The 11999-nt window shown below is 34.3% G+C and carries 11 protein-coding genes; all 11 read left to right on the top strand.

Annotated elements, in window-relative coordinates; genetic code table 11:
- The first annotated feature begins 533 nt into the window (after positions 1 to 533).
- The 11 genes from KHA90_RS14135 (at position 534) to KHA90_RS14085 (ending at position 11997) form a co-directional block, all read left to right on the top strand.
- Positions 534 to 1781 carry an RNA polymerase sigma factor gene (locus KHA90_RS14135; protein ID WP_213301367.1) on the top strand — a complete coding sequence of 416 codons (1248 nt, stop codon included), beginning with the start codon at positions 534 to 536 and terminating at the stop codon, positions 1779 to 1781.
- 166 nt (positions 1782 to 1947) lie between these two features.
- The gene (kaiC, locus tag KHA90_RS14130; protein ID WP_213301364.1) at positions 1948 to 3624 is read left to right on the top strand and encodes a circadian clock protein KaiC; all 1677 of its coding nucleotides are present in this window, start codon (positions 1948 to 1950) and stop codon (positions 3622 to 3624) included.
- A 1-nt stretch (position 3625) separates the two neighbouring features.
- Positions 3626 to 3922, top strand: a complete 297-nt coding sequence (locus tag KHA90_RS14125; protein WP_213301361.1) for a circadian clock KaiB family protein — start codon at positions 3626 to 3628, stop codon at positions 3920 to 3922.
- A gap of 3 nt (positions 3923 to 3925) precedes the next feature.
- Entirely contained in the window at positions 3926 to 4225 is a 300-nt protein-coding gene (locus tag KHA90_RS14120) for a circadian clock KaiB family protein (protein ID WP_213301358.1), read from the top strand.
- Between the two features lies 1 nt (position 4226).
- Positions 4227 to 5483 carry a sensor histidine kinase gene (locus KHA90_RS14115; RefSeq protein WP_213301355.1) on the top strand — a complete coding sequence of 419 codons (1257 nt, stop codon included), beginning with the start codon at positions 4227 to 4229 and terminating at the stop codon, positions 5481 to 5483.
- A gap of 1 nt (position 5484) precedes the next feature.
- The gene (locus KHA90_RS14110; protein WP_213301352.1) at positions 5485 to 5886 is read left to right on the top strand and encodes a response regulator; all 402 of its coding nucleotides are present in this window, start codon (positions 5485 to 5487) and stop codon (positions 5884 to 5886) included.
- Between the two features lie 9 nt (positions 5887 to 5895).
- Positions 5896 to 6768, top strand: a complete 873-nt coding sequence (locus KHA90_RS14105; RefSeq protein WP_213301349.1) for a helix-turn-helix domain-containing protein — start codon at positions 5896 to 5898, stop codon at positions 6766 to 6768.
- A 76-nt stretch (positions 6769 to 6844) separates the two neighbouring features.
- Positions 6845 to 7894 carry an alpha/beta hydrolase gene (locus KHA90_RS14100; RefSeq protein ID WP_213301346.1) on the top strand — a complete coding sequence of 350 codons (1050 nt, stop codon included), beginning with the start codon at positions 6845 to 6847 and terminating at the stop codon, positions 7892 to 7894.
- Between the two features lie 493 nt (positions 7895 to 8387).
- Positions 8388 to 8609 carry a hypothetical protein gene (locus KHA90_RS14095; protein WP_213301344.1) on the top strand — a complete coding sequence of 74 codons (222 nt, stop codon included), beginning with the start codon at positions 8388 to 8390 and terminating at the stop codon, positions 8607 to 8609.
- Between the two features lie 61 nt (positions 8610 to 8670).
- Positions 8671 to 10470 (top strand): T9SS type A sorting domain-containing protein, encoded by a 1800-nt coding sequence (locus KHA90_RS14090; RefSeq protein ID WP_244860356.1) that lies wholly within the window; start codon positions 8671 to 8673, stop codon positions 10468 to 10470.
- 33 nt (positions 10471 to 10503) lie between these two features.
- A complete protein-coding gene (locus KHA90_RS14085; RefSeq protein ID WP_213301341.1) occupies positions 10504 to 11997 on the top strand; it encodes a hypothetical protein in 1494 nt (497 codons plus the stop codon).
- Positions 11998 to 11999: the final 2 nt, after the last annotated feature.

Here is an 11999-nt window from a genome sequence, read left to right as displayed (position 1 = left end):
AGATGATGATCGTGGAGATTCTTCGTTCCTCAGAATGACAAGATTGGGGTTACTTCGCGTGAAATATTTTTACACTTTCTTAGAAACTAACCATAACGGTTTGTCATTCTAAGGAACGAAGAATCCCCGCAAGCAGCTCGACAACGATTGGCTTTTACATTTCTTTACAGATGATGATCGTGGAGATTCTTCGTTCCTCAGAATGACAAGATTGGGGTTACTTCGCGTGAAATATTTTTACACTTTCTTAGAAACTAACCATAACGGTTTGTCATTCTAAGGAACGAAGAATCCCCGCAAGCAGCTCGACAACGATTGGCTTTTACATTTCTTTACGGATGATGATCGTGGAGATTCTTCGTTCCTCAGAATGACAAACTATGTCGCTAATCTTTGTCAAAGTTTTAAAATTTAACAAAGATTACAAGATTACGCATAGAAATAAAAAACCCGCGCAAACCCGCTAAACCCGTTAAAACCCGTGGGCAATTTATTGGAATTTGGAATTTTAAAAATTTGAAAGTTTATAATTTATGAATCAGGAACTTATCCCCAACTTATTTCGAACGGAATATCAGAAAATTGTTTCGGTGTTATGTCATTTATTTGGGATTCATCATATCGAAATTGCGGAGGATATTGTGAGTGATACTTTTTTGGCGGCTTCAGAAACCTGGGCGATAAAGGGAATTCCTGAAAATCCTACAGCATGGTTGTACACCGTTGCCAAAAACAAAACCAAGAATTATTTTAAGCGAAATGATATTTTTGAAAAGAAAATTATAACCGAAATCAAGTACAATTCTGCACTTTATAATCCGGAAATCGACATTGATTTATCTGATCAGAATATTGCTGATAGTCAATTGGCGATGATTTTTACCATTTGTAATCCCTGTAATGGTGATGAAGCGCAGATTGCATTGGCATTAAATTTATTATGCGGTTTTGGGATCAACGAAATTGCTGATGCTTTTTTATCCAATAAAGAAGTGATTTATAAAAGAATCAATCGCGCCAAAGAGAAGCTTAAGGAAGAAAATATTAAGATTCAGAACCCAAATTCGGTTGAAATAAAGGAACGGATTGATACGGTTCTTAAAACTATTTACCTTTTATTTTCTGAAGGCTACTACTCTACTTCTCAAAATACTACTTTACGAAAAGATCTTTGTGCGGAAGCAATGCGTTTAACGTTTCTTTTAATTCAGAATCAATCAACAAACCTGCCTGAAACAAATGCATTAATGGCGTTAATGTGTTTTCATTCGTCGAGATTTGAAGCCAGAACCACCGAAAATGGTGAAATTATTTTGTATGAAGATCAGGATGAATCTCTTTGGAATCAGGAATTAATCGATAAAGGAACTTATTTTTTAAGTCAGTCTTCTAGCGGAAACACACTTACTAAATACCATCTTGAAGCAGGAATTGCTTATTGGCATACGCAGAAAAAAGATACGCCGGAAAAATGGCAGAATATTTTAGAATTGTACAACAATCTGATCATTTTAGAATATTCACCAATCGTTGCTTTAAACAGAACGTATGCTTTATCAAAGGTTATAGGAAATCCAGAAGCAATTGTTGAGGCTGAAAAACTAAATCTTATTGATAATCATTTCTACTATTTCTTACTTGGAAATTTATATGTTGGTTTTGATGACAAAAAGGCACTACAGCACTTTAAAACCGCCTTTGGCTTAGCCAAAACAATTTCTGACAAAAATATTATCACTAAAAATATTGAAAAACTCAATATTCCAAAAAGTCAAGAATAGAAAAAACTTTCATTATTTTACTTGTATTTTACATTATTCCCATCTTTCATACTGAACCATTCTTGAAAAGGTTTAATAATCACTAAACAGCTGTTAAATCTTTAATAAATTATAATTGTTAATATTCTAGGAAAACGTATATTTGAGTCAATAGAATTTAAATATCGTGCAAGAACAAACAAAATCAAATAGTTTTAAATTTCCAAAAACTCCTACGGGAGTAGACGGCCTTGATGAGATTACTGATGGCGGATTCCCTAAAGGACGACCAACTTTAATCTGCGGTGGTGCCGGCTGTGGAAAAACATTGTTATCTATGCAATTCCTTATTAAAGGTATTACAGAATATAACGAACCCGGAGTTTTCATGTCTTTTGAAGAACCTTCGGATGATCTTACTTTAAATGTAAAATCCCTTGGTTTCGACCTTGAACAGCTCAAAGCTGATAAAAAACTCGTTGTAGATCACGTACGTGTTGAAAGATCTGAAATTGAAGAAGCCGGAGAATATGATCTTGATGGCTTATTTATCAGGTTAGGACATGCCATTGATTCTATAAAAGCAAAACGTGTTGTACTCGATACAATTGAATCTTTATTTGCAGGTCTTGACAATCAGGCGATTCTGAGAGCCGAATTGCGAAGATTATTCCATTGGTTAAAAGCCAAAGGTGTAACCGCAATTATTACGGGAGAACGCGGCGAAGCCACTTTAACGCGCCAGGGATTAGAAGAATATGTTTCTGATTGTGTAATTGTACTGGATCATCGTGTAATTGAGCAGGTTTCTACAAGAAGACTTCGAATTGTAAAATACAGAGGTTCAACGCATGGTACAAACGAATATCCGTTTTTAATTGATGAAGACGGAATTTCGGTTCTGCCTATTACTTCTTTAAAACTGAATAATGAAGTTTCATCAGATGTTGTTCCAACAGGATTGTCAGGATTAAATGAAATGTTTGAGGGCGGTGGATTTTATCGCGGAAGCAATATTTTAGTCTCGGGAACAGCGGGAACGGCTAAAACAACTTTGGCTTGTTACTTTGCAAATCAACAATGTGAGAACAACGAAAAAACAATTTATTTTGCTTTTGAAGAATCGCCGCAGCAATTGGTTCGAAATATGAAATCAATAGGTGTTGATCTTCAAAAACATATTGACAGTGGTAATTTGCTAATTCATTCCTCACGACCTTCATTAAATGGTCTTGAACTGCATTTGCTTACACTTAGAAAACTTATCAGGGAATTTAAACCTACAACAATAATTATTGATCCTATTAGTAATTTAATTACGGTAGGAAGTGAACACGAAGTTCGTTCGATGCTTGTTAGGCTTATTGATATGCTGAAAGCCAGTAATATTACGGCACTTTTTACTTCGCTAAACAAACAAACGGACAATTTTAGACCTGATCTTGCTGAGGAATCTGTATCATCATTAGTCGATACGTGGGTTACGGTTCGTGATATGGAAGGTATTGGCGAAAGAAACCGTGGAATTTTTATTGTGAAATCAAGAGGAATGGGACATTCTAACCAGGTAAGGGAATTTGTTATTACAAAAAACGGAATCAAATTACTGGATGTTGAATTAGGACCACAAGGAATTCTTACGGGTGCTGCGAGACAATCGCATCAGTTCACGAAAACAATATCTGACATTAAACTTCAGAACGAGATCAACAGAAAAGACAGGGAAATTGAGCGTAAACGCCGAGTTCTTGAAGCCAATATTGAAGCACTTAAAAATGAGTTTGAATCTGCCGAAGAAGAATTAAGCATCCTGAAAGCAACAGAAGAATTGCAGGAAAAGCTGGCTTCTAAAAAAAAGAAATAAAATGAAAAAGGAAGTTGTAAAAGAATGGCAATTAAGACTTTATATAGCGGGTCAAACCCCTAAGTCTATTACTGCGCTTGAAAATATAAAGAAATATGCCGAGGAATATCTAAAAGGTAAATATAGTATTGAAATTGTTGATTTACTTAAAAATCCTCAATTGGCAGAAGGCGACCAGATTTTTGCTGTACCTACATTGGTGAGAAAATTTCCTGAGCCTATTCGTAAAATTATTGGCGATCTTTCAAATGAAGAAAGAGTACTTGTTGGGCTTAATATCAAACCCTTAAACTCGTAAAAAATGGATATTTCATCTGATGAAGCAAGTACAACCAAACACAAGTTTATGCTTTTCGTTTCGGGTATGTCTGTAAAATCGGGACATGCAATCGAAAATCTACGCAGGATATGCGATAAATATCTTGAAAATAATTATGAACTAGAAATTATTGATATCAGTCGTGACAGCGAACAGGCAGTAATTCATCAAATTGTAGCAATTCCTACATTGATAAAAATACATCCTGCACCAAGAAGAATCATTTTAGGTGATTTGTCAGACAAAGAAAAGGTATTAAGAATACTAAATATAAGAGAATAATTTGCAGGACAACAAAACAAATATCGAATTCTTATTAGCCGAAATAGAAGCATTAAAGGAAAAACTTTATGAATCAAATAGTATAGTTGATGCCATAAAGGACGGAGATGTTGATGCTTTAGTAGTGAACACAAACGGAACTCCGCAGCTTTATTCACTTGAAACTGCTGATTATACGTTTAGATTGCTAATTGAGAAATTCGGACAAGGCGCCTTGAGTATTTCCAGAAACGGACTCATATTATATTGCAATGAATATTTTTCAAAGCTTATAGGTTTGCCTTCTGAAAAAATAATTGGAAACTATATATATGAATACTTTGATAATGACAACAATTTTGTTTCGATTATTGAAGCCTTAAGATATGGCGTTACAACACACGAAATCGTATTTAAAACGGTCAATGACAAAAAAACTTTTCCTGCTAATATATCTTTAACAGATCTTGAACCTGCTGTTCAGGGAATTGGAGTTGTCGTTACAGATTTAACAGATAAGAAAAAACACGAGGACGCATTATTAAACAATCAAAAAGAACTTGAAGAAAAAATCAACGAGTTAAATAAAACAAATGCTAATCTGGAGGAATTTATTCATGTAATATCACATGATTTAAAAGAACCGCTTAGAAAAATTGTAATGTACAACGGGAGGATCGATGGCAGTTATCTTACTGAAGCAGATACTAAATCCATGAATGTCATGAAAGTTTCGGCATTGCGACTGAATTCTCTTGTGGATGATTTAGTTAGTTATTCATCGCATACGGCTCAGGAAGAACGCACAAAGCTTAATTTATCTGAAGTAATTTCTGAAGTCACTGATGATTTGGAAATTATAATTACAGATAAAAAAGCTGAGATTAAAATAGGAAAATTACCTGTATTAAAAGCTTCGAAAGTACAAATGCGACAACTTTTTGCTAATCTTATAACTAATGCTATAAAATATTGTAAACCAGATCATCCGCCTTTGATTGAAATTTCTCAAATAGATAATTTCGAATCAGAAATTCCAAATCAGGACAGTCAGTTTATCAAAATTCAGATAAAAGATAACGGGATTGGAATGGAAAAAACACATCTGCTTAAAATTTTTACTATCTTTCAGCGTTTACATGCTAAGAATGAGTACTCCGGAAACGGAATAGGTCTCGCTATTTGCAAAAAAATCATGGAAAATCATTCGGGAAATATTACCGTAGAGAGTAATCTGAACGAAGGAACTACCTTTAATTTATATTTCCCAATTGTATAAAATGCCACATTCAAATAACTTACATATTATTATTGCCGAAGATGACTGCGATGACGCAGATATTATCTTTCAATCTTTTACCAAAAATCCGGATTTTACAAAAGTAAGTCTTGTGGGAAATGGTGAGGAACTTTTAAACTTTTTAAAAGATGATACCAATGAAGTTCCTGATGTTATCTTAACAGATATCAATATGCCAATTGTAGATGGTATTGAAGCTTTGCAGGAAATTTTAAACAATAATGAGTTAAAAACGATTCCTTGTTTTGTTTATTCTACGAGTATAAATCCCGCTTACAAGGAAAAATGCGATGTACTTGGCGTGAAAGCATATTTGATAAAACCATATTCTATTGAGGATTTTGACAAAATTCCTACCAGTATTCTTTCTTTTATCGGATAATAACATATAATGAATAATCATAATTTTTTTGAATCCAATTATAAAAAACTGGGTTTTCTGGTTTTGAATCAGGATGCGATAGACGAAATCAACGGTGATTATTACAAACCTTATATAAAAGTACTGTATCTGCCCGAAAATTATTCGGTAACAATTGACTTTAAACAGTATCAAACTTTCAGTGCTTCCCTATTTTTTATCAATAGCAATCAATATTTGCAAATTGAAAAAGAAGGAAAAAAACAGGGCTATTTTATGTATTACAATCGTGATTTTTATTGCGTTCAAATTCATGATGCCGAGGTTGCCTGTGACGGATTACTGTTTAATAATATTTTTGAAATGCCAATGACGGCTTTACCGGACAAGGAAGTTGTATTTATTGAAGGTATTTACAATCAGATTCAGCAAGAATTTGATTCGCCTGATTCTTCGCAGGAAGAAATGATCCGGACATATCTGAAACAACTTATTATAAAAGCTACCCGAATCTGGAAAACACAGCAATTAGGTGTTTTAAACAATGAACCCTCTAAGGAAATGGATTTTTTCAGGGATTTTAGCCGTTTGGTCGAAATTCATTTCAGAGCAAAACATACCGTGGCTGATTATGCTGATATTCTGGGCGTTGCAGCCAAAACATTATCCAACAAATTCAATCGTCTGGAACTTGCACAACCCAACGATATTATAAAAGACCGAATTATTCTGGAAGCAAAAAGGCTTTTGGGATATTCGGCTTTAAGTGTAAAAGAGATTGCGTACCAACTTGGTTACGAAGATCCGGCTTACTTTAACCGCCTTTTCACGAATAAAGTTGGCGATACTCCGTCAAATTTCAAGAAAAAATACCTTCAAGGGAAAAATGTACAATTAGAATAGACTTTTGTCTATTTTTAGAGCTTTACTACCGCCATATCTTTGTCCTATCAAATTATAAATGATAAAAAATAAAGATATGAAAACTATTAAATTATTACAGCAAGGTTTATTTATTGCAGCATTGTTCACTATAAATACTATCGCAACTGCACAGGAAAGACAATTTAAAGGAGAAAACGATCCACAGGTTTTTACAGAAGTCCGCTCCTTTTTGAAAGTATTAAATTCAGGTGACGGAAAACCTTTGGAACAATTAAGTGTTTCAGACGCAAGAGGAGTTTTAGTTGGCGCACAAAAATCTGTAACAGTTGATTATTCAGGAATTGAGGAATCTGAAAAAGTGATTTCACAAAACGGATTAAAAGTAAAAATTCACATTACAAAACCAAAAGGCGCTAAAGCGAATGCTCCGGTATTTATCTTTATTCACGGTGGTGGATGGGTTTTAGGAGATTATCCTACTCACAGACGATTAGTGAGAGATTTAGTTGTTGAAAGTGGCGCTGTTGCGATTTTCCCTGACTATACTCCTTCACCTGAAGCGCAATATCCGGTTGCCATAAACGAAATTTATGCTGCAACGCAATGGGTTTCAGAAAACGGAAAAGAAATTGGCGTTGACGGTAAAAAACTTGCCGTAGTAGGAAACAGCGTTGGCGGAAACATGGCTGCTGCAATTACTTTGATGGCAAAAGATAAAAAAGGTCCTCAAATTAAATTGCAGGTTTTATTATGGCCGGTTACAGATGCTAATTTTGAAACTGAATCTTATAATTCATTTGCAAACGGAAGATTCTTAACTAAAAATATGATGAAATGGTTTTGGGATAATTATTTGCCTGATACTGATAAAAGAAATGAAATTTATGCATCTCCGCTTTGCGCAAGTTTAGAACAATTAAAAAACTTACCTCCTGCATTAGTTCAAACTGCTGAAAATGACGTTTTAAGAGATGAAGGCGAAGCATATGCCAGAAAATTAAACGAAGCCGGAGTTCTTGTAACTTTAACACGATACAACGGATTGATTCACGATTACGGACTTTTAAACCCAATTGCAAATGTTCCTGCCGTGCAAACTGCGATTCTACAAGCGGCAATTGTAATCAAAACGACATTGAAATAATACAAACTGCCACAATTATAAAAAACGAGCTGATTCAATAATCAGCTCGTTTTTTGGTTATAATGCATATTTCACTAAATAAACTCATTTTCATTCTATTTTCATCAACATATCGATTTTTTAAATTTACTATGCATACATAGGAAATTACATAAAATATTCTTCTTAAATTTAAAAAATATACCGTTTTTTTGAATATATTAGACTAAATATCTTATTTATACTACAACGGTTATTTGTTAAAAAATTGAGAAATATGTAATTGCTGTAGTGTTTCAAAGTTATTTTTTGTGAGATTATTTTACGATTTAACACATTGTCTTATTATTTTTTCGTAGCCAAAAAATTACAGATTATTTTAATTATTAAAAAAAAGTGATATGAGTTTAAATGTTTTTATTTTTTATAAAGTTATTCTTACCGATCATTTTTTTGATAAATGTTAAAATAAATTATTTCATGAATTTTATTTACCCAAATCTAAAATTATCCTATGAAAATCAGAAAGTTAAAGTTATTATTAGCCGTATTCGTGTGCTTTATTTTTAAAAGTTATTGTGCGCCCGCTCCTCCTCTTCCGCAGCCACAAGCAATTCCGCCTCCGGTAGGTGATCCTGCCCCCATAGACAGTGAAATATGGATTTTAATGTTAAGTGGCGTTTCACTGGGTATTTATTTTCAGATAAAGAAAACAAAACCAAAATCTGCAATCTAGACTTTATCGGAAAAAATAATAAATAGCAATTAGAAGCTATTAAACACTAAAAACATAAGTTATGAAAAAAATAACTTTACTTATTTTAATATTTGCCACCACAAAATGTATCTCGCAAATTTATTTTGGGGCAACAGCAAATATGTATGTAAAAAATGAAGTATTATTTGTGACGCAGGAAATAAATTTAGCAGCAAGCTCCAATTTATATTTGCGAAACAATGCGCAATTATTACAAGGTACAACAAGCACATCTACCAATACCGGCGCAGGCGTATTATCTGTGTATCAGGAAGGAACATCAGACAATTTTGATTATAATTACTGGTGTTCTCCCGTAGGCAATGCTTCTGCCACTATTGGCAATGAGAACTTTGGAATTACAATGTTAGGCAGACCTACCACTTCAACGGCTTCAACGGCTGCAACAATTTTGCCCGTCACTAACTCTAACGGAACCTCGAATCCGCTGGCAATAGCTGCAAAATGGATTTATAAATTAGTGAATGCCAATAACTATTCGCAATGGGTATTTGTTGGAGGTGCTCAAACATTAGCAGCCGGTCAGGGCTTTTCTATGAAAGGCACAAGCGGAACCGATGCCACAGATCCTGAAGGAACCGGCGTTACCAATAATTCCGGAGGCACTCAGCGATATGATTTTATAGGAAAACCAAATGATGGTAATATCACGATTGCTCTTGGCCTAAACAATGCCACGTTAACCGGAAATCCATATCCCTCAGCTTTACATTTAAATGCATTTTTATTAGATGGTTCTAATTTAGCAACAAATGGTATCGCTTATTTTTGGGAACAGGACAAAACCGTAAACTCTCACACTCTTGTTTCGTACAAAGGGGGTTATGGATCTTATGCACCTGTAGATTTGGTTTCTTCAGGCTTATATATACCGGCAACTTTTAATTCTTATAAAGCAGATGGTTCATTAAACACAACCGGAACATCTTCAGGACTTGTAATAGACAGAAGATATTCACCTATTGGTCAAGGTTTTGTAATTAATGCAAATGCTAACGGAACAGCAACATTCAAAAATAGTCATAGAGTATTTGTGAAAGAAGGCACTAGCGGATCTAAATTTGAAAAACATGTTCCTGCCGAAAAAACGGCTAAAAAAGACGAAGTTACCGGAGAAGTCATTGAAGAAGTTTCGCATTTTAAATTAAATACGATCATCAATAATGAATTTACAAGGCAAATAGCACTGGCTTTTGTACCTCAGGCAACGGATGGAATTGATTTAGGCATTGATGCTTTAAATATGGATGATGCATTGCCAAACGATATCACTTTCTGGTTACAAGATGCGAGTTATGTCATTCAGGGAATCAATTTTGATGATACCAAAAAAATTGCGCTTAACGCAAAAGTGACGACGGCTACTACTTTTAAATTTTATATTCCGGAAGTAATAAATTTTGATAACTCGCAGAATATTTACTTATATGACGCGCTTGATAACTCGTATCATGATATTAAAAATGGTACTTATGAAGTTGCCGTAGCACCGGGAATATATAATGACCGATTTAAAATTACGTTTAAAAGCGAAACGTCACTTGGAACGGGAAGTGAAACCTTTAAAAAATTCTTTATCACTCAGGATAATACCAATAGTAAACTTATAGCTTCAAATCCTAACAATTTATCCTTAAAATCATTCAAGTTATATGATGTTTTAGGTAAAACGGTATTATCTAAAAAGGATTTGGGAACAGATGAAAACTACACTTTCTCCACCAGCGGACTAAGCAACGGAATTTACATTGCAGAGTTCCTAACAATTGATAATGAAAGATTCACTGACAAGGTTGTCATCTCAAATTCAGGTAAATAACTAAAAAAAAATTAATCATTTAATATTAAAATTATGATCAACAAACCTACTCTTCAAAATCATAAGACATTATTGCTGCTGTTTTTCTTCCTTTTAACTTTAGCAGGAAACGCACAAATAGGTATTGGAACAACAACTCCCAATGCAACTTCAATTTTAGACATTACTTCTACCACAAAAGGAATGCTAACGCCAAGAATGACCACTCTTCAGCGTAATGCAATACTAACTCCCGCAGATGGTTTAACGGTATATGATACCGATTTAAAAGTATTTTATTATTATTCTACAGGAACTTCGGCATGGGTTCCTATTATTAGTGGAGTACCCGGACGAATCAATTTTAAACGTATAAAATCTACAGATAATCTAGCGACTGTATTAGCCACTGAACTTGCGAATGGCGGAGGATCTAAATATTTGTTAACCTCAAACACTTTGTATGAAATCAATGGTACGGTAACGTTTAATTTCCCTATTGATTTAAATAATGCTTATGTACAGGGACAAGATGCAAATGAAGATGTAATTGTAAGACCAACAGGTAATCTTTTCGAAGGAGCAACAGGAGGAAGTATCAGAGGTGTAACCCTAATAGTCCCAAACGGATTGGTATTTAACCTGAACGGGGCTGCAACACAAAATTTAATTTTCAGGGATAGTGTTGTTGCCGGCTCTAATACAGTAGGTACAGTTTCAGGTTTTGGATTGGCATTTTTAAGTATCGTGAACTTTTCAGGAAATGCAAACGGGATAACCTATAATAATATTACACAATTACTGCTTAGTAATACGGCTTGGTTTAGTAATAATCTGGGAACTTATGAAAAGCTGACAGGAACTTTTACCCTTGTACAAAAACAGGGAGGTTTTAGTCAGGTTGAGGCCTCAGCAATAGGATTTGATGTATCTGCAAATCCAACTATAACCGGGGATGCTGTTTTAGAATCAGTTGTATTTACAGGAAGTAATACAACAGGATATGTAAAACCATACACAGGTACAGGAACTTTTACAGGATATAATTTTACCAATAGCTGGAATGTGAGATCTGCAGGAATCCCAACTGAATCTGATGCAAATGCTGTAGGAGATTTCTCTATGGATTACACCGTTGGTTCAGGAGCACCAACTAGCTTCAATACAGCAAACCCTAGTAATACAGTAAAAGTGCTGGGAAATTCAACATCTTATAATTTATTTAGATTTTCTACAGATTTATCTCCAAACAATAATAACAGATTACGATATATGGGTAAAAAGAAGAGAATTTTTCAGCTTGCAGGATCCATTTCCTTTCAGGTTCCCGGAGTAGCAATTTATATTATTTATATTGCTAAAAACGGTACTCCTTTAACACAATACAAAATTTATGGACGAGGAGGCGCAGTAAATGATATTGTCGTTCTTCCGTTAAACGGAACTGTGGAATTATCAAATAACGATTATATCGAAATATTTGCACAGCGATTCTCTGGAGCTACTGGGGATATTATAACACCAAATATGGCAATTACCCTTAAATAATT

Source organism: Flavobacterium psychroterrae (assembly GCF_018380615.1).
Classification (GTDB): Bacteria; Bacteroidota; Bacteroidia; order Flavobacteriales; family Flavobacteriaceae; genus Flavobacterium; species Flavobacterium psychroterrae.
Note: the sequence above shows the minus strand (reverse complement) of the source record. Positions and strands in the feature narration are given on the sequence as shown.

Bases quoted from the DNA above. Each gene is read 5' to 3' on its own strand.
- KHA90_RS14135 (WP_213301367.1), top strand. From the start codon at position 534: ATGAATCAGGAACTTATCCCCAACTTATTTCGAACGGAATATCAGAAA.
- KHA90_RS14125 (WP_213301361.1), top strand. From the start codon at position 3,626: ATGAAAAAGGAAGTTGTAAAAGAATGGCAATTAAGACTTTATATAGCG.
- KHA90_RS14120 (WP_213301358.1), top strand. From the start codon at position 3,926: ATGGATATTTCATCTGATGAAGCAAGTACAACCAAACACAAGTTTATG.
- KHA90_RS14110 (WP_213301352.1), top strand. From the start codon at position 5,485: ATGCCACATTCAAATAACTTACATATTATTATTGCCGAAGATGACTGC.
- KHA90_RS14105 (WP_213301349.1), top strand. From the start codon at position 5,896: ATGAATAATCATAATTTTTTTGAATCCAATTATAAAAAACTGGGTTTT.
- KHA90_RS14100 (WP_213301346.1), top strand. From the start codon at position 6,845: ATGAAAACTATTAAATTATTACAGCAAGGTTTATTTATTGCAGCATTG.
- KHA90_RS14095 (WP_213301344.1), top strand. From the start codon at position 8,388: ATGAAAATCAGAAAGTTAAAGTTATTATTAGCCGTATTCGTGTGCTTT.
- KHA90_RS14090 (WP_244860356.1), top strand. From the start codon at position 8,671: ATGAAAAAAATAACTTTACTTATTTTAATATTTGCCACCACAAAATGT.
- KHA90_RS14085 (WP_213301341.1), top strand. From the start codon at position 10,504: ATGATCAACAAACCTACTCTTCAAAATCATAAGACATTATTGCTGCTG.